Source organism: Bacillus sp. AFS029637, from assembly GCF_002584985.1.
Lineage (GTDB): Bacteria > Bacillota > Bacilli > Bacillales > Bacillaceae_G > Bacillus_A.
Map to the genome: position 1 here is coordinate 24373 of NZ_NUPZ01000013.1, position 26766 is coordinate 51138.

22 protein-coding genes, 1 pseudogene and 3 other annotated features are annotated in these 26766 nt (G+C 34.4%); of the genes and pseudogenes, 5 read left to right on the forward strand and 18 right to left on the reverse strand.

Going from position 1 to position 26766, the window contains the following annotated elements; translation table 11 throughout:
* Positions 1 to 11: 11 nt before the first annotated feature.
* From COE49_RS05060 to COE49_RS05105, 9 genes are all read right to left on the reverse strand, one after another.
* On the reverse strand, positions 12 to 3128 hold the full coding sequence (locus COE49_RS05060) for an MMPL family transporter (RefSeq protein ID WP_098357485.1): 3117 nt from the start codon (positions 3126 to 3128) through the stop codon (positions 12 to 14).
* Positions 3129 to 3339: 211 nt separating this feature from the next.
* The gene (locus COE49_RS05065) at positions 3340 to 3906 is read right to left on the reverse strand and encodes a TetR/AcrR family transcriptional regulator (protein WP_098253491.1); all 567 of its coding nucleotides are present in this window, start codon (positions 3904 to 3906) and stop codon (positions 3340 to 3342) included.
* A gap of 183 nt (positions 3907 to 4089) precedes the next feature.
* Positions 4090 to 5247 (reverse strand): GNAT family N-acetyltransferase, encoded by a 1158-nt coding sequence (locus tag COE49_RS05070; RefSeq protein WP_088229418.1) that lies wholly within the window; start codon positions 5245 to 5247, stop codon positions 4090 to 4092.
* 153 nt (positions 5248 to 5400) lie between these two features.
* On the reverse strand, positions 5401 to 6690 hold the full coding sequence (gene aroA / locus COE49_RS05075) for a 3-phosphoshikimate 1-carboxyvinyltransferase (protein WP_098945746.1): 1290 nt from the start codon (positions 6688 to 6690) through the stop codon (positions 5401 to 5403).
* A gap of 16 nt (positions 6691 to 6706) precedes the next feature.
* Positions 6707 to 7807: a prephenate dehydrogenase gene (gene tyrA / locus COE49_RS05080; RefSeq protein WP_098840986.1), complete on the reverse strand. Its 1101-nt coding sequence runs from the start codon at positions 7805 to 7807 to the stop codon at positions 6707 to 6709.
* The gene (hisC, locus tag COE49_RS05085) at positions 7800 to 8900 is read right to left on the reverse strand and encodes a histidinol-phosphate transaminase (protein ID WP_098253488.1); all 1101 of its coding nucleotides are present in this window, start codon (positions 8898 to 8900) and stop codon (positions 7800 to 7802) included. Before hisC ends, tyrA begins: the two co-directional genes overlap by 8 nt.
* Before the next feature lie 18 nt (positions 8901 to 8918).
* Complete coding sequence (aroC, locus tag COE49_RS05090) at positions 8919 to 10091, reverse strand: chorismate synthase (protein ID WP_088229422.1); 1173 nt, start codon at positions 10089 to 10091, stop codon at positions 8919 to 8921.
* Positions 10092 to 10144: 53 nt separating this feature from the next.
* Positions 10145 to 10363, reverse strand: a binding site (T-box leader).
* A gap of 9 nt (positions 10364 to 10372) precedes the next feature.
* The gene (locus COE49_RS05100; protein WP_088229423.1) at positions 10373 to 11449 is read right to left on the reverse strand and encodes a bifunctional 3-deoxy-7-phosphoheptulonate synthase/chorismate mutase; all 1077 of its coding nucleotides are present in this window, start codon (positions 11447 to 11449) and stop codon (positions 10373 to 10375) included.
* A gap of 194 nt (positions 11450 to 11643) precedes the next feature.
* Positions 11644 to 11877: a binding site (T-box leader), on the reverse strand.
* 54 nt (positions 11878 to 11931) lie between these two features.
* Positions 11932 to 12168: a binding site (T-box leader), on the reverse strand.
* Positions 12169 to 12276: 108 nt separating this feature from the next.
* The gene (locus tag COE49_RS05105) at positions 12277 to 15759 is read right to left on the reverse strand and encodes a DUF4020 domain-containing protein (RefSeq protein WP_098253486.1); all 3483 of its coding nucleotides are present in this window, start codon (positions 15757 to 15759) and stop codon (positions 12277 to 12279) included.
* A 181-nt stretch (positions 15760 to 15940) separates the two neighbouring features.
* On the opposite strand from COE49_RS05105, the gene COE49_RS05110 reads away from it, so the two are divergent.
* On the forward strand, positions 15941 to 16378 hold the full coding sequence (locus COE49_RS05110; RefSeq protein WP_088229425.1) for a YndM family protein: 438 nt from the start codon (positions 15941 to 15943) through the stop codon (positions 16376 to 16378).
* A 235-nt stretch (positions 16379 to 16613) separates the two neighbouring features.
* Here COE49_RS05110 and COE49_RS05115 read toward each other — a convergent pair whose 3' ends face one another.
* Complete coding sequence (locus COE49_RS05115) at positions 16614 to 17144, reverse strand: hypothetical protein (RefSeq protein WP_088229426.1); 531 nt, start codon at positions 17142 to 17144, stop codon at positions 16614 to 16616.
* A 256-nt stretch (positions 17145 to 17400) separates the two neighbouring features.
* Positions 17401 to 18498, reverse strand: a complete 1098-nt coding sequence (locus COE49_RS05120; RefSeq protein WP_088229427.1) for a YheC/YheD family endospore coat-associated protein — start codon at positions 18496 to 18498, stop codon at positions 17401 to 17403.
* A 130-nt stretch (positions 18499 to 18628) separates the two neighbouring features.
* On the opposite strand from COE49_RS05120, the gene COE49_RS05125 reads away from it, so the two are divergent.
* Together COE49_RS05125 and COE49_RS28415 are read left to right on the forward strand one after the other, a co-directional pair.
* Positions 18629 to 19852, forward strand: coding sequence for an ATP-grasp domain-containing protein (locus COE49_RS05125; RefSeq protein WP_098253484.1), 1224 nt, complete (start codon positions 18629 to 18631; stop codon positions 19850 to 19852).
* A 139-nt stretch (positions 19853 to 19991) separates the two neighbouring features.
* Positions 19992 to 20162, forward strand: a pseudogene (locus COE49_RS28415) (DUF6198 family protein); the annotation flags it as partial.
* Positions 20163 to 20244: 82 nt separating this feature from the next.
* Here the strand turns inward: COE49_RS28415 and COE49_RS05135 are convergent.
* From COE49_RS05135 to COE49_RS05145, 3 genes are read right to left on the reverse strand one after another with little or no spacing between them, the layout of a single operon-like run.
* Positions 20245 to 20763, reverse strand: a complete 519-nt coding sequence (locus tag COE49_RS05135) for a cysteine hydrolase family protein (protein WP_098945747.1) — start codon at positions 20761 to 20763, stop codon at positions 20245 to 20247.
* 34 nt (positions 20764 to 20797) lie between these two features.
* A complete protein-coding gene (locus COE49_RS05140; protein WP_098945748.1) occupies positions 20798 to 21334 on the reverse strand; it encodes a GNAT family N-acetyltransferase in 537 nt (178 codons plus the stop codon).
* A gap of 9 nt (positions 21335 to 21343) precedes the next feature.
* Positions 21344 to 21652 carry a YfzA family protein gene (locus COE49_RS05145; RefSeq protein ID WP_098945749.1) on the reverse strand — a complete coding sequence of 103 codons (309 nt, stop codon included), beginning with the start codon at positions 21650 to 21652 and terminating at the stop codon, positions 21344 to 21346.
* Between the two features lie 102 nt (positions 21653 to 21754).
* Between COE49_RS05145 and COE49_RS05150 the strand changes: the two genes are divergently transcribed.
* Entirely contained in the window at positions 21755 to 22273 is a 519-nt protein-coding gene (locus COE49_RS05150; protein ID WP_098253482.1) for a kinase, read from the forward strand.
* A 30-nt stretch (positions 22274 to 22303) separates the two neighbouring features.
* Here the strand turns inward: COE49_RS05150 and COE49_RS05155 are convergent, their stop codons facing one another.
* From COE49_RS05155 to COE49_RS05165, 3 genes are all read right to left on the reverse strand, one after another.
* Positions 22304 to 22978, reverse strand: coding sequence for a hypothetical protein (locus tag COE49_RS05155; RefSeq protein ID WP_098945750.1), 675 nt, complete (start codon positions 22976 to 22978; stop codon positions 22304 to 22306).
* A 61-nt stretch (positions 22979 to 23039) separates the two neighbouring features.
* A complete protein-coding gene (locus tag COE49_RS05160; protein WP_098945751.1) occupies positions 23040 to 23801 on the reverse strand; it encodes a glycosyltransferase in 762 nt (253 codons plus the stop codon).
* 125 nt (positions 23802 to 23926) lie between these two features.
* Entirely contained in the window at positions 23927 to 24418 is a 492-nt protein-coding gene (locus COE49_RS05165; protein ID WP_141556612.1) for a nitroreductase, read from the reverse strand.
* A gap of 169 nt (positions 24419 to 24587) precedes the next feature.
* Between COE49_RS05165 and COE49_RS05170 the strand changes: the two genes are divergently transcribed.
* Positions 24588 to 25073 (forward strand): GNAT family N-acetyltransferase, encoded by a 486-nt coding sequence (locus tag COE49_RS05170; RefSeq protein WP_088229432.1) that lies wholly within the window; start codon positions 24588 to 24590, stop codon positions 25071 to 25073.
* A 416-nt stretch (positions 25074 to 25489) separates the two neighbouring features.
* On the opposite strand, the gene COE49_RS05175 is transcribed toward COE49_RS05170, so the two are convergent.
* Positions 25490 to 26536, reverse strand: coding sequence for a DUF2332 domain-containing protein (locus tag COE49_RS05175; RefSeq protein ID WP_098945753.1), 1047 nt, complete (start codon positions 26534 to 26536; stop codon positions 25490 to 25492).
* Positions 26537 to 26766 lie beyond the last annotated feature (230 nt).

The following is a 26766-nucleotide window of genomic DNA, read 5'->3' on the forward strand; positions in this document are numbered from 1 at the left end:
GGGGGATTCAATTATTTTTTATTATTCATTTTCTTTGTATAGCCCTTCATTTTACTTGTTAAACCAATTAAAGCGGGAAATAATACTGGCATAATAATAAGAGCTAATATTAGAAGCCCAATAACAGCAACGGAAGCAACTTGTATAAGAGTTAATACACCTGAAGGTATTAACGCTGCAAATGTCCCACCTAAAATAAGTGCTGCTGATAATACAACTCCGCCTATGTGACGAGATGCAGTTACAATTTTCGTTACCGAATCCCCTTCAAGCTCGTTATAGCGCATCATCAAGAAGATACTATAATCCACTCCTAAAGCGACAAGCATTATGAAACTAAAGAATGGAACATTCCAGCTTAATGAATCAACGTTTAATACATGTGTACTAATTAATTCACTTATGCCAAGTGATGCAAAGTACGTTAAAAGTAAAGATCCGATAATAAAAATTGAATTTAAGAATGAACGGGTAATTACAATTAGTACAATCCCAATTCCAATCAACATAATCGTAGCAGTACGCAAGAAATCTTGCCCCGTTACTTCTTTTAAATCAACATTTCTAGCTGTTGTCCCTCCAATTGCTGTTTTCGCATCATTTAATTCCGTCCCCTTTAACGTGCCAACTATTGCTTTATTTATTTCATGAATAATAGGCATCGCTTCTTTCGAATATGGATTTACATCTAAAATAATTGTCATTTTAGCAGTTTTTCTATCATGTGACATATACGTATTTAATGCTTTTTGGAAGTCTTCTCCCTCCAAAATTTCTTTTGGAATGTAAAACTTCTCAGAGCTTTTCGATTCATTCAGTTCTCCTAAATATTTCTGAGCATCCCCTAGACCGTTACTTACCTTTTCAAGCCCTTCTGTACTTTTAGACAAACCAGATTGCAATTGCCCCATCTGTTCTTGCAAGTCTTTTAATCCAGTTAATAACTGCCCTTGGCCATCATTTATTTTCGTTAATCCAGATTGTAGCTCAGTTGATTTGTTCGCAATTTGTTTTGAACCTGTAGCACCTTCATTCAAGCCATTTTTCAGCTCAGTAGCTCCTTTTTGTAACTCTGTAACGCCATTATTCATTTCTTTTAAACCGTTATCTACTTTCAATAACGACTGATTCGCTTCTTTAAATGAACTCATCGCTGCTTTATGCTGCGTTGCTAATTGATTTAATTCGTTTGACAGTACATTTAATTGCTTTTGGGCTTCCTTCGCAATTCCTATCGTTTGCTTCACATTAGGATCATTTGCTAATTCTGGTTTTGTTTGAACAAAATTGGTCATTAACATTTCAATTTGCTCATAACCTTTTTTCGCACCATCAATTGCTTGCGAAATACTCTCGAAGTATTGATCGTAAGAACTTAAACCTTTCTCTAGCTGTGCGTAACCCGCATGCAACTGCGACGTTGCATTTGATAAAATATTTATATTTTCGTTTAGTGAGGTTAACCCGCTCTCAATTTGCTGTGCTCCTTGTGCTCCATCGTTTATGCCACTTGATAATTGATTTAACGCTGTTCCTAATGCTGTTACTCCATTTTTTGCATCGTTCGTTCCATCAATTAACTTTTGAACATTTGCGAGACCGTTTGATTCATTACCGCCCATTTTATTTTTCGCATCCGTTAATCCATCATTGATTTCTTTTAAGCCACCATTAGCATCTCCTAATCCTGTATTAAGTTCTCCCGCTTGTTTATTTATATATAATTCTTTTATCTTATCACCGGTTGGACGCGTCGGTGAATATACTTCTGAAACTCCCTTAACTTTCGAAATTTTATCAGTTAGTTCATCTAAAGTCTGTAATGAAGTCGCCCCATCTAACTTTTTATTAGATTGAATGACTAACGTACTTGGTGAAGAAAACCCTGGCGGAAAATGCTCCTCAATTACGTTAATCCCCATCTTTGATTCGTATTTATTGTCTACTTCAAATAAGTCATTGTAATTCAATGTGTTAGAATATTTTAATACGAAAGGAATCGATATCACCATTACAATGATTAATGCGATAAATGGTCTTGCAACTGAATTTTTCGCAAAGAATCCCCATAAGCGACTATCCTCATGACCTTTAAATGTTTTAACTGGATAAAACATTCCTTTTCCTAAAAGCACCATAAAAAATGGATTTAAAGTGGTTAATACGAGTAGTAATACTGCGACACCAATTGATACTGCTGAAGTTGATTGATATAAGTTAAAATTAGCTAAACTAAGTGATGCAAAACCAATTAGCACTGCTATCCCACTATATATAACTGTTTTCCCTGCCGATTTAAATGTCTCTTTCGTGGCCAAAAATGCATTTTCTTGTTTACTTAATTCTTCTTTAAATCTCGTATATAGTAAAATGTTATAATCTGTTCCTACTCCAAATAGTACAACTACGACAAATACTTGCGTAAAATTCGAAAATGGGAAATTAAATTGATCTACAAGATGAGCAATTACCCCCATTGAAACTAAATACGATACCCCAACTGTAAGTAGAGAAATAATCGGAACTATCGGTGAACGAAATACAATGATTAATACTACAAGAATGAAAATAATTGAAATAATTTCTGTCTTTTTCACTCCCTCTTGAGAAGATTTAAGAAAATCATCTCCGATTAAGTCGCTTCCTGTTAAGTATGTTTTTACCCCTTTCGGTTTTACTTTTTTATGAAGCTCATCTGCAACTTTTGATATGTTACCATGTTTTTTATCTACCGATATTTGCGTTAAAATCGTTGTATTATCTTTAGAAATTAATTGTTCTTCCAAATCTTTATTATCTAAATGTGAAACAACTTCCTTTATTCCTAAGTTCTCTTTGTCATTTTGTAACGCATTGATTGTTTTCGCTATTTCCTCTTTTTGTTCATTCGTTAAAGCATTTTTATCTCCACTATTAAAAACCGCTATTATTTCATACTTTTCGCTTCCTTCTTTATCCATCTCTTTTATCATCTTGTCAGCCATACTGCTTTGTTCTGTATGAGGAATCGTAATTTGCCCTTTTTCTTTCACTAACTTATCCATATTCGGCATCGTTACGACCATTGTAATAGTAATAACTATCCATAATAGAAAAGATAAACTTCTCCAACTTTTTAGCTTGCTCATTTGAATCATCTCCCGCTATTAGAATTTCATGTTTCTATAGGAATGAACGTTCATTCCTATCATTCTATCGAATTACTTTTTAACTCTATTAAACTGTGAATTCCGGAATGAATATTCATTCCTTTATTTGTAAAGATTTATCATCTCCTGTTATTGTTTTTATACCTTTCTCGGAATGAATGTTCATTCCTGTCCTTATAAAGCTATAGAATCAAATGATTCTAATAGCATTCCAACAACTTTCTTCCAGTTCTTTTACCAATTCTTCTGTATATTCTAATTGACCTGTTTCCATTACTTTAATTAATTTTTCAATTGGTTGATATACAATAATAATTAAAGCAATGGGTGGTAATGGACGAAGAAAACCTTTTTCGATTCCATCTTCAATCAAGTCCCTGAAGAAGCCCATAAAGTCCTCGAATATTTCATTACTATGTTCATCGAGAAAATAACTATCACAGTGAGAATTTGTAAAAAGAAAAGCATCTGCATTTTGTCTCGCAAATTCAAATAAACGGTTGTACGTATGGCTAAACTGTTCACGAATATTTGCATCGACTGGAAAATCGGTTTTTATTAATTCCGATAGTTGTAAAACACTTTTCGTAAATAAAGAATTAACAAGTGCCTCTTTATTTTCAAAATAACGGTAAATAGTACCTGCACCTACTTTTGCTTTTTCAGCAATCATCGGAATTGTTGTACCATCATACCCCCGCTCTGCAAAAAGTTGTATTGCAGCATCAAAAATGTCTTCTTGTTTGTTTTTAGCCATTTTTTCACCTCGCTTTTCAGGAATGAAAATTCATTCCGTTTTTAATTATAAATTAGATGGATTAAAAGTCAAGAGTGCGACAAAGTAAAATCGATTTTTCTCATTGATCGTGCGTAAAGAGTGAAATTCTAAAAGGAAGCTGTACCGACGTTTCCTTTAGTACAGCTCGCCCCTATTTTCAAATTAAAAGAAATCATAAATAAATGGCTTACGAACTGGTACTACATTCTCAAATGCTCGTATTTCCTCTTCACTTCCGCTAATTAATTCAAGTTCTTTTAGTTCTAACGGACGTTTATAACCAAACATAATTGTAGATAATGCATTTATATCCAGTTTGATTCCTTTATCCTTTGCTTCTTCTATAATTGCTACTTCATGATTTGCAAGTCTCACTGTAACGTTATTCCACGGAGCAAATGAATCTGTAATATGTAAGATCACTTCTTGCTGTACATTGTTCCAATTCAACTCATATTGTTTTAAGAACTGCTCTATATCTACAATTCTGCCCATAAAATATGGTTTCAATTCTGTCTTCACTCTTGGCTCTTGCAATGTATATAACAATGGTTCTTTTTCACTTATAGTCATTTCTAGTTCTTTTATCATAGAATCATGCTGACATATGAAGTTCCATAGGCCATTTCTAGCTTCATTATGCAACGGAACAAATTCTTCTACTGTCATTTTATAGTTTTCTATTTTATATAACATGTAACCTGCTGCCGTTTTATTTTCATCATAGTAAATCGCTAATGTAAAATCATGATAGACTGCTTGTAACCACCATTTTCCACTGCGAACTAGCATCCCTGAAAAGCGTTCTGCAAATGTTTCATAAATCTTTTCTACTTCTTCCGGATGATTTTCTTTATTGAAACGTTTCACAGTACCATTCACTTGTTTTTTCATAACTAAATCGCTCTTTGTCATATGACATACTAAGCGATTCGCACAAAGTTCCCAGCCGTATTTACGGTAGAATGAAACAGCAAACGGATGTAGCATCGATACGGTATACCCATCTTTTTTCATCGTTTGAAGTGAATGCTGAAGTAACTCTTTTACATAGCCACTCCTTCTATATTCCGGATACGTCGCTACCCCTGCAACGCCTCCCATTTTAAATTTTTCTTTTCCCATGTAGATATGAAACGGAATAAGATGCAGTTTTGCTGCTAAATCTTCACCTTCCATAATACCGTATACTTCATGACTTTCCTTCATCTTTATAAGTTGTTGCTTTAATCGTTCCTCATCTACTTTATATTGAAAAGCGTACTCTGATAAACGTAATGCTTCTCTAAATTTATCTTCTTTTAATTGTATGACATTCATTTATCTCTCCTCCATTCCCTATTTGAATTGTACCATAATTCTCATTATTACAATTCGGTAAGTGAAATTTTATAGACGCTCAACAAATGCTATCGATTTCGCAATAATGCAACATAAAAAAGCAGATACATTCCGCATCTGCTTCTCATCACTTTATTTAGCTAACGTTTGAAGTTCTTCGAAGAATGTAGGATATGATACGCCTACTGCTTCTGCATCTTCAATTGTTGTTTTTCCTTCTGCAATACATCCAGCAATCGCAAGCATCATTCCGATGCGGTGATCACCGTAACTATTTACTGTATCGCCTTTTAGAGCTGATTTTCCGTAAATAATCATGCCGTCGTCAGTAGCTTCTATGCGAGCTCCTAGTTTCGTTAACTCTGCAACGACTGTATCAATACGGTTCGTTTCTTTTACTTTTAATTCGTGTGCATCTTTAATAACTGTAATTCCTTCTGCTTGTGTTGCTGCTAATGCGATTACTGGAATTTCATCGATTAATCTTGGGATAATATCTCCGCCGATTTCGATTCCTTTTAATGAAGATGTTTCGATTGTTATATTTGCAGCTGGTTCTGATGCTCCTTCGTTAATTGGCTCTACAGTAAACGTAGCACCCATTTTCTCTAAAACATCAATAATACCTGTACGAGTTGGATTCATCCCTACATTTTCTAATACTAATTTACTATTTGGAATGATTGCGCCTGCTACTAAGAAAAATGCTGCTGATGATACGTCGCCCGGCACTTGAACGTCTGTTGCTGTTAACTTCTGTCCACCTGCAAGTTTCACAGTTTTTCCCACGCGGGTTACTTTAACGCCAAATGCTTCTAGCATTCTTTCCGTATGGTCACGTGAAATATGTGGTTCTGTAACAGCTGTTACACCTTCTGCGCGAAGACCTGCGAGTAAAATAGCTGATTTTACTTGCGCACTTGCAACTGGAGACGTATATTCGATTGCTTTTAAATCACCGCCGCGTATTGTTAGCGGTGTAAACGTTCCTTCTTCCCGGCCATCAATGTTTGCGCCCATTTGTTTTAATGGATTTGTTACACGTTTCATCGGTCTTTTTGCGATAGACGCATCACCTTGTACGCAAGAGAAAAATGGTGTATTTGCCAAAATTCCTGACATTAATCGTATCGTTGTACCAGAATTACCAACATCTAATACAGCTTTCGGCTCTTGTAAACCTTCTAATCCTTTACCAACTACAGTAACTTCATCACCATTTTGCGTAATGTCTACTCCCATTTCTTTAAAGCAAGAAATTGTACTTAAACAGTCTGCACCGGGCAAGAAACCTTTAATTGTCGTTTTTCCTTCTGCGATCGCGCCGAACATAACAGCGCGGTGTGAAATGGACTTATCACCTGGAATTGTAATGTTGCCATTTAATCCGTTATTAACAGGTTGTATCGTTTTTTTCTTCACGTTTTCACCTTCTCATTTAAATTGTTTCATATGTTTGATATTCTTCTTCTCCAAGCGCTAGCTTTGCTTTCATTCGATCTTCTTCTCTTTGGAAGCTAATACGTAATACCCCAAGTAATCCTTCACGCGCTTCTAATATTTGCAAGTTCGTAATACTAATTTCCTCACGCGCCAAAATACTCGTAATATGAGCTAAAGCCCCCACTTTATCTAAAACATCGACGTATAAGTCGTGATAAGCAGGAATTGCACCGCTTTTTCGGACTGGTAACGAATCACGGTATTCTTTCGCGTCTGCAAAATAGTTTTGAATCTCGCCTGCATCTCCGGTAGAAACTGTATGATATAAACCTTCCATTTCAGAGATCCACTCTTTTAATAATACCATTAAATGCTCACGATTTTGCTTTACAATATCACTCCACATTTTCGGGCTACTAGATGCGATACGTGTAATGTCTTTAAACCCTCCGGCAGCTAGTTGATGGATGAGCGGATTATCCCCTGCATGTTTTTCAACTTGCTTTACTAACCCTGCCGCAATTAGGTGCGGAAAATGACTCACAATTCCTGTTACATAATCATGCTCTTCTGTATTTAAAACGAGAAAATGTGACCCTGTTCCTTTTAACCAACGCTTAAGCTCTTCCACTTGTTCATTTGGTACATGCTTCATCGGTGTTAAAATGTAAAATGCATTTTCAAATAAATGTGCTTTTGCACTTTCAACTCCCGTTTTATGAGAACCTGCCATTGGATGTCCACCAATGAAAGAGACTTCTTTTGAAAATAAAGCTTCTGCTTCGTTCATAATCGTTCCTTTTGTACTACCAACATCGGTCACAATAACATCTTCTCGTAAACGGAATGACGCTAGTTTATGCAATAACTTCTTCGTTTCTTCAACAGGAGAAGCAAAAACGATTAAATGTGCCTCTTCACATGCATGCTGTAAATCTATTGCTACTTCATCTACTACGTGTAATTCTTTCGCGCGTTCTACTTGTTCTGGAAAAATATCATAACCAGTTATCGTTACATCGTGCTCATTCTTAATTGCTAATGCGAGAGAGCCTCCTATTAAACCAGTTCCAATTAATACTACTTTTTTACACATTTGCCTCATCTCGAGACTTACTTTTTTTATTTTCAAAGTGTTGTTTTAACACTGAAATCACTCCTTCATTTTGTTCCCTAGTTCCGACTGTAATACGGACCCCATTCGGGAACGGACGAATAATAAATCCTGCGTGTGCACAAGCTTCATAAATCTCTCCAGCATCCTCAACTGGCAAGAAGATGAAATTTGTTTGTGACGGGTAAAATGGAATTTCATTTTCCTTACAGAAGCTTTCGTATTGTTGTAATCCCTCTGCATTCACACGTACAATTTCTTCGATAAATGCTTCGTCGTTAAAAGCAATCGTTGCTGCTTTTTGCGCTAATGAAGATACGTTAAATGGTAAACGTACGACATTTAATTTCTCGATTAACTCTTCCTGTCCAATTGCATATCCCACTCGGAAAGAAGCTAACCCGTATGCTTTAGAAAACGTTCTAAGCACAAGAATATTTTTATGTTTTTCTAAAAGCGGTAATGCCTTTGGGAAATCTTCCGCTATTACATACTCATAGTACGCTTCATCAATGACAATTAACGTATTCTCACTAATCTCTTTAATGAATTGAGTTAATTTCTGTTCATTCACATATGTTCCTGTAGGGTTGTTCGGATTACAAATCCACACGATTTTTGTATTATGATCCACTGCTGAAGAAATTTCATCTAAGTCGTATACACCGTTATTTAACGCAACTTCTTTCACTTCACAGCCTTCAATAATCGCATGGTGGCGGTACTGCGGGAATGTTGCACCAGCTGTTACGATGTTATCTCCAGCTCTTAGTACTGCACGGCTTATCATTTGAATGACTTCATCTAAACCACTACCGCAAAGTACTTGTTCCATTTGTACATGTAACTTATCTGCAATTGTTTGACGGAGCGTTGTAGCACCTCCGTCAGGATATAAAGCATGTTCCAACCATGATTTTTGCAACTCATCTAAAACACGTGGCGAACAGCCGAATGGATTTTCATTCGATGCTAATTTCACAAATGAATGATCTCCGTACACTTCTTTCATTTGTTCAGGTGATTTACCTGGTTTATATGGTTGTAATGATGATAGTTGATCTTTTACTTGCATGTTAAAACCACCTTTTTATTAAAATTCTTTTGCGTATTTATTATGTTGCGTAATGTTTTGCTGAATTAACTCCATACGATCTTTTCCGAATTGTTCGACTAGTGCAACTGCAAGTTCCCATGCTACAACAGATTCAGCTACAACACCGGCTGCTGGTACTGCGCAACTATCAGATCTTTCAATACTCGCTTGGAATGCTTCTTTCGTATCAATATCAACACTTGCTAACGGTTTATATAATGTAGGAATTGGCTTCATAACGCCTCTTACGACAATTGGCATACCTGTTGTCATACCGCCTTCTAACCCGCCAGCATTATTCGTTTTTCTCGTGTATCCTTTTTCTTCATCCCACAAAATTTCATCATGCACTTTACTTCCTGGCTGTCTCGCTGCTTCAAAACCAACGCCAATTTCAGCACCTTTAAATGCATTAATACTCATAATCGCACCAGCAAGTTTTGCATCTAATTTACGATCGTAATGAACGTAACTACCAACGCCAATTGGCATACCTTCTGCAATAACTTCCACAATTCCACCTATGGAATCTCCGCTACTTTTTGCATTATCAATCGCATCCATCATCTCTTGTTCTACTTCTTTATCTAAGCATCGAACTGGTGAGCTTTCAGTAATTGTTTGAATTTCTTCAATTGGTAAGTTTGAAATATGCTTTGCTTTTACACCACCAATTTCAAGCACATGCCCTGCAATTTCTATGCCTAATTCTTTCAAAATTTGTTTCGCAACTGCTCCAGCAGCTACACGAACTGTCGTTTCTCTTGCAGATGAGCGCTCTAGTACGTTTCTTATATCACGGTGACCGTATTTAATTGCTCCGTTTAAATCTGCATGTCCTGGACGTGGTTTCGTAATTGTACGTTTCATTTCTTTACTTTCTTGCTCCGAAATTGGCTCTGCACCCATTACTTTCGTCCAATGTTTGAAATCATCATTTTTGACAATTAACGTTATCGGCGAGCCAAGTGTCGTCCCATGACGTACACCACTTACAATTTCAACTGTATCTGTTTCAATTTGCATGCGTCTTCCGCGACCATGCCCCTTTTGTCTTCTTAATAATTCTTTATTAATATGTTCCGCCGTGAGTGTTAAACCTGCTGGTACACCTTCTAAAATAACTGTTAACTGCGGCCCATGTGATTCTCCAGCTGTAATGTATCTCATTTCTCTTGCCCCTTTACTATTTTTTTGTACAAAAAAGTCCCTACTGAGCGCTCAGTAGGGACGATATTTATCGCGGTACCACCCTAGTTGTAGACAACTATCGTCTACCTCTCTTCTTCTTTAACGATCGTTTGACCGTCTTTCCCTCCAAAAGTTGGAAGAAAGATGCTCCAGGGCTGTAATTCATGCTTACCTTTGTACTGATTCACACCGACCATCAGCTCTCTATAACAGGGAGATAAGCACTACTGTTTCCTCTTCAGCGCATATATGATATGGAATTAAGATAATTTATTTTTGAATCCTTTTAACTCTTCCATGAATTTATGGAATTCTGGAATATCCATTTGTTGTGCAGAATCTGATAATGCAACTGCTGGGTCTGGATGTACTTCAGCCATTACTGCATCTGCGCCAATTGCAAGTGCTGCTTTCGCTGTTGGTAATAATAAATCTCTACGTCCAGTTGAGTGCGTTACGTCAACGATAACTGGTAAATGTGTTTCTTTCTTTAAAATCGGTACTGCTGAAATGTCTAATGTGTTACGTGTCGCTCTTTCGTATGTGCGGATACCGCGCTCACATAGAATAATTTGGTCGTTACCTTGTGCAATGATGTATTCAGCTGCGTTAATGAACTCATCAATTGTTGCTGCTAAACCACGTTTTAGTAATACTGGCTTGTTAACTTTACCTACAGCTCGTAGTAAGTCGAAGTTTTGCATGTTACGTGCGCCAACTTGAATTACATCAACGTAGTCTAATGCCATTTCCACATCGTTCGGATTTAAAATTTCACTAATAATCGCTAAATCAAACTCATCTGCTACTTGGCGTAAAATTTGTAATCCTTCTACTCCTAAACCTTGGAAATCGTATGGAGATGTTCTCGGTTTGAAAGCACCACCGCGCATTAATTTTAAGCCTTGATCTTTCATCGCTTGCCCTACTTGACGAACTTGCTCTAAGCTTTCAACTGCACAAGGTCCCATGATGAATGTTTGTGTGCCGTTACCAATCAATTCACCTTTTATATTAACGATTGTATTTTCTTGTTTCTTTTTACGTGATACTAGTAATGCTTTACGGTTATCATCTTCTTGCAATTCTAAGCTCGCTTTGAAGATTGTTTTGAAAATATGTTGAACCGTTGACGTTTCGAATGGTCCTTCGTTATGCTCTGCAATCATATCAAGCACTTCACGCTCACGTACTGGATCAAAGCGTTTCGTACCTTGTACTTGCTTTTGTTCCCCAATTTTTTGAACGATTTCACCACGTTTATTTAATAGGTGTAATAGTTGTAAGTTAATTTCATCTACCTGTTTACGTAATTGATCTAATTCATGATTTGCCATTTGGAAATCCTCCTCTAATGTTTTAAAAGTATAGTAAGAGAATGGAAAATTCTCTATTTTCTGAACTGATGAATTATACAAAATTTAAAGTGGAATCGATACCTCTTCTTATTTTAAACTAATAATTACCATAAAGACACTATCTACTAGATAAAACCCACTTTTTTGTACAAAAAATCCCTACTGAATAAATCAGTAGGGACGATATTTATCGCGGTACCACCCTAGTTGTAGACTTCTTTCGTCTACCTCTCTTCATTGTTAACGATCATCTGACCGTCTTCCCCTTCATAAAGATACATATCTTTACTACGAAAAAGATGCTCCAGGACTGTAATTCGCTCTTGTTTTTGTACTGGTTCGCACCAACCACCAGCTCTCTGTTACAGGGAAACAACAACTACTGCTTTTCCTTTCAATGCATGACTATTTTATTTTCAAGTTGGACCACTAAAATACAAAAAGTCCCTACTGAATAAATCAGTAGGGACGATATTTATCGCGGTACCACCCTAGTTGTAGACTAACTTTCCGTCTACCTCTCTTCACTGTTAACGATCAATTGACCGCTTTTCCTTCATAAAGACAATACTATCTTTACTAAGAAAAAGATGCTCCAAGACTGTAATTCATGATTATCCCTGTACTGGTTCACACCAACCACCAGCTCTCTGTTACAGTAAGACTAATCACTACTGTGATCTCTTCATTGCACTTTGTTTATTCAATTGTTTTTTGAAATTGAATAAGTATGATTCGTATTATAGAACGCTTTTCAAAACACTGTCAACAACTTTTTATATATTTTTTCAAATTCCACTTTCAACCTATAATTCCTTTTGTAAATTCCCCATTACAATTCCGATGCGAATTATCTCATTTTCTATTACATTTAATACATGTTTATCTACTTCATACTCGATTAATTGTTTTTTTATTTGTATGATTTCACTTTCAAGTAAATCGGCTTCCTGACATGTTTGTAATAAAATAAAAAATACATTTGCATACATTTCCTTATGCGCTTTTATACTTTCCTTCTTATCTAATATTTCACTAAATAACTGCTTCATTTCCTCCCCCGTACATTTTCCATTCACATCTAAAAATGTACGAGATATAATACATAATCCTTTTTCTACAATCTCATCCATGTATAAAATAATGCGTAAAAGCATTACATATTCTCTCGTTGTTATCTCGCCCATTTTTGGTCTTTCTCGCAAAAATACACTGAGCCAAGTCGTCCAAAATTTTTGCTGCTCTTTTGCGCTTAATGTTTTGACGTAATAGCATACATGCTGCATAAACTTAATTTTATTCTCTTCGTTTCCTTGTATGAGTAGCGGGTATAACCAATCTGTTTTTTGCTCCCAATACAATACACATTTAATAAATACAAAGCTAAGCCACTTCAAGAATGCTTCCCGTGTATGCGGATGCAACACTTCCAAATGTTCTACCGCATACTTAATAAATCGCTTCATCTCTGTAAATAAAGGTAAATTAATTTGCGTGTAACATAAGCCTGCCCATGCATATTTTGTAATCTCGTTTTCTTTCTTTAAATCTAAGTATGGTAACAAATATTTTCGGCACCACTGCTTCTCGATATGATATAAAAATGTAATATCTGCTATTAAACGCGCAAACATAAAGTTCGTCCGTTCTGAACTATTCCTTACTTGTTCTTCAAATAAAAATAAATATTCATACACGTTACGATCGTATAAATGATCATATGATAACAGTTTTAATAATACCGCTGTCATCTTTCCAACAGGATGCTGAATCGATTCATTGTAAAAGTCTTGTTTTCCAAGCTTAAAGTCCGTATTACTTTTCATAACTTGAGGGAAAACTGAAAAAGCAAAACGTTTTACAACTCGTATACTATTCTCCTCTAACTCTTCTAATCGATTGCTAATTTCATATAGAAAACTACTAATTAACCAATGAAATGCTGTATTTCTAACAAATTTCTGCAATAGCGGAATGATTTTTTGGATTTGCTCATTTGTCAGTTCCCGGTTATTTCGCCACTCTCTAATACAAACAAACCATACTTCATTACTTATTTCGTGCACGCCTACTAATTGATATGCAAATGAAATACTCCACTCCGTATTCAATTTACATGCTTTAGATAACATCTCTAAAAAATGGCGTTGCTCAAAAACACCATCTTGAGAAAATTGCCGAACTTGCTTCATAATTTCATCATCTTTTAATTGCAGCAAGCCATCCGCAGTTACATTACAAGTAATGCTTTGTTCTGCAGTCTCTTTCTTTTGTACACTGTATCGATCAGAATGAAAGTGAGGATGCTTTTTCTTCATGAACTCATACCCTTTTGCTGTAGATGGGCTATTCGAATCACACATAAATAATAGGTCTAAGACGAGACATACATCAAATGCCCTTTCCTCTGTAAGGTGTTTCACTACAGTTTGAATGACTTCTTCCTTTGTTTCTTCTAAAGAATGTGTATACTGCCTTTTTAAAAGTTGAAAAACTTCGTGTTTATACGTTAAATCTAAAAGAAGTCCTTCATGTAACAACCATTTTATTTTGTCATCTACACTAATGAATATATTTTTATTCATCGCATCAATGGCAATTTGCTTTTGAAGTACACTATTTGCTTCTATCATTTCTGTAATATAATAATTCGCTTTTTTCTCATTGTTTTCACATAAATAAGTTAAACACTCTTTTACAATTTGAATTAAAAATGCAAGGTCATTTTGATGAAATTCTTTCTCTTCATTTTCCTTATCTCTTTTTTTCAGAGCTGTTTGTCTTAATGACAACAGTCGCATCTTCTCTAATCCCATAATCATTATTGGAACAGCGTAATAAGAAATATGCGGTCGCATCTTCTCATCCCAAATTTTCTCCACATGAGAAAACGTAGACACTGGTATACGACTCGATTCCTCAAGTTCTATTGATTCTTGCGTATCATTTCCCCACTTTCTTACACGCTTTAATTTCAGTTTCCCATCTAAAATAAACGCTAGTAACAATAGTGCAATTTCTTTATGCTCTGGAAAAGAACATTTTTGCAGTAAATATGAAATGTTTTCAATAGAGCTACTATCTTTTTCAGCTGTTTCTAACAAAAGGAGTGTCCACCTTGCAAACAACAACGGATCCATCTTTATTTTCAATTCGTTTAAATAGTGACAAATTGTTCGCCATAATAATGGGGATATTTTTGAATGATTTTTATAAATAAGTTGAAATAGTTCCTTTTGATGACTAAAAAGAAATTGTTCAACTAACCATTCTGCAAGTAATTCGTCTACCTCGTTATAGTTTGGCGTGAGCAAGAATAAATTTCGTAATTTCCCTTCTGCTTCAAGCCATTCCACCCATTCATAATCTCGGGCAAATTCAACAAAATAACGGACTGTTTCAATTTTCTTTATTGACTGCTTTATGTATGACAATTGTTCCTGTTCTACTGATGGTGGGACCGTTACAATATCCCGAATTCGCATTCTTTTTGTAATATAATTATCGCCCATTAATTCCGCCCATCGCTTCACCGCTTTGACAAGGGACTGATGATTATTTGCTTTGTTTGGATACACAATCGGTCTTATTCCTAAGTGCTCCCAATGATATGTGTTTTCCCCTTGGGCGACAAATGCATAACGCCTTGTACTTGGTGGTAAACCAGTTGCTAAATATTTCATTACTGGGTCATTATGACTATATCCAACGAATAAAACGGTATAATTTGAGAATAAATCAACTAAAAATCTTCTCGCCCAACCTTCCGTTAAGTAAGCCCTTCCAAAATCACCGTCTGTTAAAATTAAAGCTTCTTTCTCCTGTTCTACATTGCCATGTATATAAGCCAGACCTTTAAACGCTCTCCCTGTCGGTAACGCTGGTGCGTAATAAACATTTATCTCCCTATTCATTTCTTTACTTACAGTTGTAAAATGTTGATCAAAGTTTGTCGTCACAATACGGACATCTGTATCTAAAGGAAACAACCTTGGAATTGCATAATGGAGTGGATTCGGTTTTGATTTTTCTATATGAACAACATCTTTCGCTACTTGATGTACGTCTTTCGTTTTTGCAATTTTACCAAGATAATAATCATGCGGTTCCGTTATTTCACGTTTTTCGACGTATAATTTTTTGGAAATTTCATCAACTAGATCATCAAAATTGGGTAAGTTTGATTTCCCTTGCATAGAAACTCCTGCTCCAACAAATAACACTAACTTCCCTTGTTCAAGATGATCGATTAACTCATCTGGAATTTCTACTTCTGAAGTAATCCACATTCCGGATTCCCCCTTACCTAAAAATGTCATATACTCTCATTTTACTATAACATTTTTTTATTGTTTTTATAATATTTAGATAAAAACAATAACGTGAAAAAGTTTTATTTAAATAAATCCGATACAATGTATGAACTCCTGAATTTATTGCAAAACTATGTATAAATCGGAGGTGTAATTATTGAATGGTTTTACTGTAGTACTTATCAAATTTATATCGTGCATCATCGCTTTTAGCATTGGACTCGCTTTGTTTTTCCCTGCAACGTTTGTTCAAATCATTTCGTTTAGTCTCTTCGTTACAATCGTATCTTATATGTTCGTTGATAAAATTATTTTAGAACGAATTGGCAATAATGGTGCCATTATGTCAGATTTCTTACTAACATATTTAAGCGTATGGATTTTCGGTAATATTTTATTAGACAACTATATGCAAATTGCATGGGGCAGTATCCTATCTGCAATTGTCTTTACATTATCTGAAGTAATCGTGCATCGCTTTTCTAATTCACACACAAGGCACAACAACGATAACATTCATATTAATCGCCGCTTTGCATATGGTACAGAGTTTGCGGAAGAACAAAATGTGTTGGATAAAGATAAGAAGAAATAATATTTTGATGCAGGAGCTCCATCGCCATCAAGCTAAAAAAAGCAAATACCTCAAAATGAATAAATTGACATCTCCAAGAGAAAATGTACATTTTTTTGTTTTTGGGTGCAATAAAACGCTTAAGTTGATTCGTATGTTGTGCTACCTCGTCTAAAAAAAGTGTTTATCGAGAGTAAACTATCTTAACTGTAATAACCTATTAAAGAAAAGGGCAGAATNNATTCTGCCCTTTTCTTTAATCGCATTTTTCTATTTGGTCGCCTTCTTCACCTGCATTTTCTGCCGAACTATCCGTTCCGCCTCCCACTGCATGTTGCTGTTTAGTATTAGAACTTTCGATAGCAGCGTTGGTTCCAGCAGCACTGTCATCGCCACCACCACTTGCCACTTGAGTAGCACTAGCCTGTTCCTTACGTGTTTTATTAATTTGATTATTGATGACAATTACAAATTCTGTCTCTTCATCCGAAGTTTCTTTTTTCATTTTATGCGGTTCAATCTGGTCCCCACTAATTCCCTTATTTATGGCTTCGCCTCCAGCGCCCACCGTTTGTTGCTGTCTAGTATTTGATGAATCAATTGCTGCATTACTTCCTGCTGCACTGTTTTGTCCGGCCCCACTGGCAATTTGTGTTGTATTCGGTGCAAATGTAATCTGATTATTAATGACAATGACAATTTTTCGTTTATTAGCAATATTCCCCAAATTAATTTCTTCTCCATCTTTTTTTACAAATCGAAACGTGATTTCTTCATTGTTTTCCATGTTCTCCCCCCTTTGTAATATTAAATGACTGGAGAATGCTAATGGATTGGACAAGCGTATTTTTTTTATAAATATGTGCCCTCGCCCACAATGAAGGATGTATGATCAGGTTCCGGTATTTTGCTCGTATTAGGTACTTCGACTTGACGGTAGCCCAGCATGGGACGCATGGAGAATAATCTTATAGGAGATATAGTAAGAGAGATTAGTAGAAACATTTGTATATAAAGGTTTCATTTTTTCTACTTTCCTTTTCTTATTTAGATTTATCAGCCAAATATCTAGCATAGTGAATTAAATTTCTAGCTACATCTAATTCAAGATTAAATATATTAGGTACCCCTGGTCTCCAATTCACCTCAAATAACCACAATTTTTGATCTTTATCAATCCCTACATCAATTCCTAACTCATCAAATAATACATCCTTAAATAAAGAATTAAAATGGTTAGAAAAAGTTACTGCAAATCGTTCTAAATACCTTTTCATATTATACCAATCGTCATCAAACTCCGCTTTTAAAAAAACATCTAAATAAGTACTATAACCACCCTTAGCCATATTTGATACAATACTTCCTAATGGACCTATTCTCGGGAATATAGAAGTAACAACCCACCTGCCTTCTCCATTTCTTTGAACATGCAATCGAAAATCATAAACATGACCAGATTTCATTCGACATGAAATAAACTGCTGAACTATGTATCCTTGCTGTTGAATCTTATCAGATATAAAGCTCCGTAATTGTTTTTTATTAATAGATGAAATTTGTTCTGACTCATTCATACTGTAATTCATCCCATTTTTTTCAATGAAAACAATACCACTACCTTGATGTCCAGAAATTGGTTTAATAATAAGTTTTTCATAACGATTAATCATGTCAAAAAACGTATTAACATCATTTAATTCATAAAAAGGAATAAGATATTGCTTAAATTTTTTTGCTCTATTTATTCTATTATATACACTTAATTTATTTCCAATTGAATGACTTGTAAAAGGAACTTTTTCATGTAGATAATCATAGATTTGCTGATTTTTATCACTAATATGAACACTTGCATTATAAATAACATCTGGAAAAGAAAATTCTTGTTCAACCCAATTACCATTTTCATAAGTTTTACCTAAAATCTTCTCCGTTTCTATATTTACCTTCCCTAAAGTAAAATAAAAAAAGTCCACACCTTCAGCTTTAGCTACAGCAGCGTAAGTATATGCTTTCTTTACGTCATTCGGATCTTTCCGATGATGAAGCATACCAATTATAGTCATGTCAGTTCTTCTTCCCTTCTTTCTAAAGGTCTTTTTCAAAACAAATATCAAATTCATTATATATATATTCATGTTCTCCCTCATTCAACCATTTTTCGAAAAATCCGGAACAAGCTTAAGCTCATTTTAATACTCTACCTATAGAAATAATAAACCTGAGGTTTTATAAAATGATAAATGATAAAGGTTAAGGTGACATAAAATGGATACTATCGTTTTCATTGAAACAAATAAATCTGGATCAAGTAGAGAAGCAATCAAAGCAGCTGAAAAACTTAATTTCTTTACTGTTTTATTAACTAAAAAAACAAAATTTATTATTGAACGTACTATATTCCCTGATGTACATCAGATGATTTTCACTGATATAAATGATTATGATAATATAATTACAACAATTGAAAAATTAAATAAATCAGGAAAAAACATAAAAGGGATTTTTAGTTTTATTGACCCTTATGTTTATATGGCTGCACGTTTATCAGAAAAATTTTGCTCAAATATTGTATCTACTAAAGCTATCCATCATATGGAAAACAAAATATTAACTCGTCATGTACTTAAAGATTTACCAATCTCACTCAACTATTTAATTTATAAACCGACAGAATCATTATCATCTTTTTTAAAAAAAACTAATAAGATAAATTTCCCTCTTATTGTGAAATCCCCTAAATCAACAGGATCAAAAGATGTATTATTAGTAAAAAATAAAGATCAATTAATTTTATCTATACAAAGTCTTTTAAAAAAATTACCTAATGAAGAAATTCTACTTGAAGAATATATAGATGGACCTCAGTACTTAGTCGAAATTTTAGTTCAAAATGGAAAAGTCCATATTATAGCAATAATTGAACAAGAAATCACACTTTTTGAACGCTTTATCGTTACTGGTTATTCTTTACTAGGACAGGTAGACAAAAGACTATACAATAGTCTTTTCAATGCAGTTAATTCTGTTATTCAGGCTTTTAATATGAAAAATGGGGCTTGTCATCTAGAACTCCGGAGAATAAAAGATGTTTGGAAATTAATTGAGATAAACCCGAGAATATCAGGTGGAGCAATGAATGACATAATTGAAATTGGGCATGGAATCAACTTAGTACAAGAAACTATTAAATTAATGTTAGGAAATAAACCTTCACTAAATAAAAAACATCATAAATATGTGTATGCTCATTACCTAACAGTTAAATCTATGGGAAAACTAATTCGAGTTACAGGGAAAAATCGTAGTTCTAGATATCCTGGTGTAGAGAAAGTTTATATAAAACCTAAAAAAGGAACTTTTCTAAAACCACCTACATCAATGGGACATCGATATGGATACGTTATAGCAGCGTCCTATGTTAAAGCAGAAGCTAAAAAAATTTCTTTAGAAGCAGCTAAAGAAATTTCATTTGAAATCCAAAAAGAATAAATACAACATATATACACCAACAGATAAAAATATACAAAACATCATATCTCTTATAACTCTAATTATTATCCTCTGTCATTATTCATAACAAAAAGGCTCACTCCTCATCTATTTTTATATGAGAAGTGAGCTTTTTTATATGGGCTATACACTAGCAAAACTCCCCTTAATGCCGTACATTGCGTTAACTTATGCAATTAGTGAAAAATTTAATTTGAAATTCGGTAAAGCAAAAATTCCAAGCAATTTAATAAATATTTGTGTGGCTGGTACAATATGTGTAATTTTCATTCAATCATTAGGATCAATCAAATCGATTTATTGATTCATTTCGAAAACTTGATTTCAAATCAAAAAAGCGGCCATTCTTTTAGAGACAGCCGCTTTCCCACTTACACTTTCAAATCTTTAAATACAACAACATCAGCAAACGCTCCAAACACTACGTTATGATGCTTAACAATATCTTCAGCACGTAATACATCAGTATCAAACGTACTATGCGCATCACTAACTAACGTTACTTTGTACCCTTCACTACACGCTCTACGCGTTGTCGTGTCCACGCAGTACTCTGTTTGCATACCTGAAATAATTACGTGCTCAATCCCTTTTTCCTGTAACACTTCGTTTAAGTTCGTTTTATGGAATGCATCTGGCGTCGTCTTTTCAACGATACTGTCCCCTTCTTGCGGAGCAATTGCCGCATGGATTTCCCAGCCATCTGTACCTTTTTCCAAAGGATGATCTTTCGGCCCGTTATGTTGTACATAAATAACCGGAATATCATTTGAACGGCATTCCCCTATAAGCTCTTGTAACGTTTCTAAAAACTTTTCCCCATTATGTACTGGCATTCCTGCTGTATACATACCCGCTTGCACATCAATTACCATTAATGCTTTTTTCATTTCACGCATCTCCCTTTGTTTGTATAAGCGATTTTTATTGTTTATATTCCATCATCCAGCAATCTTCTAATTTCCCCTCATGTAGTTCATGTTCCTTTAGTATCTTCACCTTTTTAAATCCACATTTTTCGGAACATTTTATCGCACGCTCATTATTTACTTTAGGATCCATTGCGATTGCTTCTGCTCCCTCATTCTCCATAATATATGTAATTGCTGCCTGAACAAGTTTAGTTCCAATTCCTTTCCCCCAATAGGCCAGTTCTCCGATAAATTGGTCCATTCCCCATACATTATTCGATTCTTCATATCCATATAATGCTTTCCATTCAGCATCAACCGGGTACATTTGTATGTAACCAATCGGAACGGTATCCAATTCTATTAAACACCTTTTTTCATGACTATTTGGAGTATGTATAAAATGATCCAGTACTTTTTCTACAGATTGCGGATTATCTCTTCCTTCGTAATACTGCAGGACTTCTGGATCTGATAACCATTTAGAAATGATAGGTGCATCATCTTCTATTACATACCTAACTAATACATTTTCTTTTTGAAATAGCATGTTACACCTCTATTGTTCATTTATATTTTTCTTTGATATCACATCTTTAATTGCTCCTACTAATGCATATGGTAGTAATGTTATCGAAAAAAAAGCTGTAAACACATTAAATTGAGGGACTTTATATGGAGTAAACCATTCCGTAAAAAATCGAGAATGTAAAACTCTATTGAAAAATTCTCCGCCAGATCTAAAATTTGGTGCCCATTCGGTAACATCACATATAACAAATAGCAATTGAACAATTAAAAAAGCTCCTAAATAACGAAACCAATTTCGCTTCCAAATCGGCTGCGCCTTATTTAATTTATCTTCCATCTATGTCCCGCCTTTTTTATTTCCATCAAATTGATTATACACTTCCCTTGCTTCATTTGTTAAAATTTTCTATATAATCAAAAGTGTTGGGGGAAATATATTATGTCTAATCCTATACAAAAATCAACTTTAATCATCCTTAGAGGAAACTCCGCAAGTGGAAAAACAACAATCGCAAAAGAACTGCAAGAACATTTCGGACAAGGTACACTTTTAGTCTCACAAGATGTCGTGCGTAGAGATATGCTTAGAGTACACGACACGATGGGTAATTTATCACATGATTTACTATTTGAAATTACGAAGTACGGGAAAGGAAAATGTGAGTTTGTTATTTTAGAAGGTATACTGAACAGTCGTAGGTATGGTGATATGTTGAAAGAATTAATACATTATTTTGATGAAAATGCATTTACATATTACTTCGATTTATCATTAGAGGAAACAATTAGACGCCATAATACAAGGGATAAACAGCATGAATTTGGTGAAGATTCCCTACAAAAATGGTATAATCCGCACGATACAATTGAAGTTGCTGGCGAAATTATTTTTACTGATAACTTTACTCAAAAAGATATATTTGATGCGATTCTTAATGATGTTACGATGCAAAAATAAGACTGACAGAATGAGTCAGTCTTATTTTTATTATGTACTTTGTATTTCAGTTTTTATTACAGAGCAATCTTTGCACAAATAAAAATAAATGTGCATTTCCCCAAACTGGAAATCAACTACTGAAATACGTTTCCGTTCCCCAATATCTTGTGCAATAGTAGCAACATACTGCATCTCTTTAGAGCAACTTGGACATGCCAAATCTTCTGGAAGATCATTATATAAAGGTGCTCCTAATAACCTACATACATATTCTGAACCGAACAAGTCAAAAGCTTCCCAGTAGCTGTCTTCATCAGTAGGTATATCTTCATTTTTCATATTTACAAGATTTACATTTGTTTTTGGGAGGGGCACCGGTAGCTTATATTCCTCTTCCATTACCCACTCTTCTATATTATCTTGCCTTATAATTTGAACTGTTTTACCCCCATCACTTAACTGGAAATATTGCGGCTCCCACACCATCGCACAGTTCAAGCATGAAACGAATGGTATAATGTCCAGTGCACCATTCTTAAGTTCTGCAAGTCTCTTATCTTTCAAATCAAAGCAAATGATTTGATGCATCTTCTCACCACATAGCTTACATATTGGTAAATTACAATCTTGGCCACCGAAGTAATGATTATATGAATCTCTTCCTTCCATTACTCTATAGCCTTTCAATTCATTACAACGTGCGCCATACAATTCTGTTGTCACATTCCGTCCTCGCTTTATAAAAATCTGATCTATATTATAAGATCATTAACACTAGAAGTCATTATCTTTCTTGGTTATCATAATATGTTTGATCTGCGTATTTTTTATCGTTCCCTTTTAGATAAGCTAAAATTACTTTTGGATTTTTAAGTAAAGCCCAGTCTCCATATGTATCAAACTTTCTGCATGAAGTTATCATTCCATTTTTTATTGTACCGAATTTCTTATTGTTTTGCTTGCCCCATTCTTTTAACCGTTTTGCAAAATCTGCATCTTCTGCCATAAGCATCTTTTCATTAAATCCATTAATCTCCATAAAGTCTTTTCTATAACACCAAAAAATCCCTACAGATATAGCCCCATACTTAAAAAGTAAAGGAATTATTATTAACATTGCGGAAAGGAATATTCCTAAAGATATCCTTTCAAACTTCCCCGTTGCCCCACCGCCAATGTATTTACCTGAAACTAAATTTTTGTCTACATTAGACAACATTGACTCTGCCATTTGGGTATCAGCATCTATAGTAATGATGATTTCTCCACTAGCTATTTTTGCCCCTTCATTTCGGATTTTGGATAAGTTTTTATCGTTATTTTTTAATGTAATACAGTTATACGACTTTGCTATTGCCTCTGTTTTATCTGTACAACGATTTAAAACAACTATAACTTCAGTTTGATCTTTATATGCCTCCGCTGCCTTTGAAATTGAATCTAAACATTTCCTAATATACTTCTCTTCATTGTGCGCAGGGATTATAATAGAAAACTTCACATCTTTCTTTAAATCGACTCTTGAAGATTCATTTGTTTCAGGCATACTATTCCCCCCTTTTTATAAAGCGAAACACTATCTATTAATAGTTTGATTAAAACCACTTAAGATTCTTCCACTGAAAAAAACAAACAGAAAATTTTACATTTGGCGTTACATTCTGCTTAAAATTAAATAGTTGTCGCAATTCCTGCCAAAAATATACTTACAATCGCTAAAAACAAAGTACCTACTATAGCCCCTCTTACATGAAACTTATAATCTTTATATCCCTTCATACCTTCCGTACTAGGAATAACCACAAATCTCGGGGTAATCCAACAAAAAATAAACCAATCAATTATTAATAAATCTACTAAATTGAAAATCATTAAAATGCCAAAAGTATGTAAATAAGCATCCATATACAATAATTTTTCTTGTTGATGCAATATAAACGTAGAGATAAAAGGAGTACCGAAGAAAATCGTATTGTATACAATATTAAAGTAAATCGTTTGCTTTTTTTCATTGATTGTTTTCGGAAATACTACCTTCTGAATGTCTTTCGGATAATCAGTTAACGAAAGACGAGGATTGTAATATAAAGCCCCCAAAATCAATACGGATAATACAATAGACATGATGATACCGACATATATCATTTGCTCAAATGAACTCATAATCATTATTCACCCTTTTCTGTAATTACACCATAATGCATCCACTTAATTACCAATTGTATGTACTCTATCCACCAAAGATTAACAATTGTCTTTGTTAATCTTTTATAATTGAAATTATGATATATCTTTTCTGAAGAACAATTAAAAATTAGTTTGGAGGAATATTATGATGAGGCTATATTTCAATAAATTTGAACCAACAGATTTCAACTTATATTTCCTGCTCGTTTCAAACGAAGAAGTAATGGCCCAAATTACAGAGCGTTCCATTCCGTTAGAAGAGGCGCAAGCTAACTTTAAAAAATTGTTAAAGCGCAATGAAAAACATCAACTATTCGGCTCTTATAAAGTGTGTGATTCTATTACAAATGAATACATTGGTCTTGGACATGTCACGGTAAATGAGGAAAATGCAAAAGAGGCTGAAATTGGATATATGCTCTTGCCGGAACACTGGGGGAAAAGATACGGAAGTGCAATTGCCAAGGAATTAATGAATATTGCGAAACAGACAGATGTAAGCGTACTAAAAGCAATTATTGATCCGAACAATATCCCCTCTCAAAAAATATTACTAAACGCCGGTTTTACATCTGAAATAGTTTGTGAGATTGATGGCTTGCCTGGGGAAATTTTAAGTACATATATATAGCTTTAAAGTGGACGTATTACGACCCTAAAATGACGAAATGACTATAAATTTATTTCATATCCATTCCCGATATTTTCCTATAGTAGAGAAGCAGCCTTATATGTAATAGCTGTTTCTCTATTGCAAATAATACGGAAATACCTTACTAAAAGGATCATTCTGTTGAGCTGAATGAATTAGCTTCAAAGATTGTACAAACTACACCAGAACAGAAGTACATGATCCATTTTAGAATTTGAATTCAATTCAAAAAATGCTTGAGATTTCTCTCAAGCATTTTTTGTGCTAATTATTATTTTAATCATGTATACATTTATTTGATGATTTAACTTTTTCACCATGATATTCAAAACTACTCTATATTTCTTACCTCATCTTATTTGTAAGAAATATAAGTGAAGGATTCCTACTTCACTTTAACAGAATGTCTCATTCCCAAGCTTCCAGCTAAACCATCTACCATGCCCTTCTGTTTCTCCAACCGTTTCACGATATTCGTTTCCGTTAATATAATAATCCATATGAAGTTCCCGGTCCCACATGTTGTTATAAAGGTGGCATACATCACGTTTTGCACCGATTTCTTGAATTTGATTTTCTAGCTTACGTTTTACTTGTTCAGGTATTTGATTTGCAACGTGTGTATGAAAAATGCAAATAACAGCATCTTCGCTTATTTGATTAATGATAGATGGCAATAGCTCCACACCATCTCCTTCTATTAATTGGACAGATTCCTTTTTTACTAAAGATGCTGCTTGATCAAACATTTCAAGCCTTTCTTTATGTTCCGGCCAAATTAGTGCACGTAACCATAAATAATCTTCCTCATTATGTAAATCATTCACATGTAAATCAAGCCCAACTCTTTCTACGACAGGTGGACTTTCTTTTAATAAATGAGGTACGTTCTCCCCTCTTATTTCAGAAGTTACATGTACATTCGAATTTATATTTCCGTATGTTTCATCTGTACCGTACGAATAGCTATATTTGTCCCAGAACAGTTGTAATCCAGAGCTTGTCCCAATTTCAATTAACGCTAACGGTTTCTTCACTTTGTTAAATATGTAGCAGAAACTTGGGTATAAGTACGCACATCGTCTTACTTCATTCGTTTGAACGAGTTTCGTTTGTAATAAAGTAATGATTTCTTCTCGGTACTCCTTACAAAAATCTTTAAAGTGTTCAAAAGCTTTATCTAAATTTGTAGTGACATTCTCAACTAAGCTACTATAATACATTTTTAAATCATGCTCTTTACCGACTAACAATAAATAATGTACTGCGCCTAATAATAAATTCGGGATTGGTTGGCCTGTTTGAGCATAAGAAGATAGTGTAAGTACTTCCTCATCTTCAGCAATGTTTATTGATAAATATTCGTATAAATCACTTGATCCTTTACATTCCTTTATTGAAAAGTTTCGAAATAAATTTGCGATTTGTTCTTGTGTACGCATTGGTATCCCTCCTTTTCATTTTTCTGAATAATCTTACCATTTATAGGGATAAATTTCTATAAAAAGGTATCCTCCCTAACCACTTAGGGGTATGTAAGCTTTTTCGGGATAATTTCAAACCGTGATTTTTTTCTATTCATTCACTGAAAAGTGCTTGTTAAATAAGAATTTTAGCAAATATAGCAGGAATTAGTTTAAAATTATCAGATAACACTAGATATTTTAGTCTA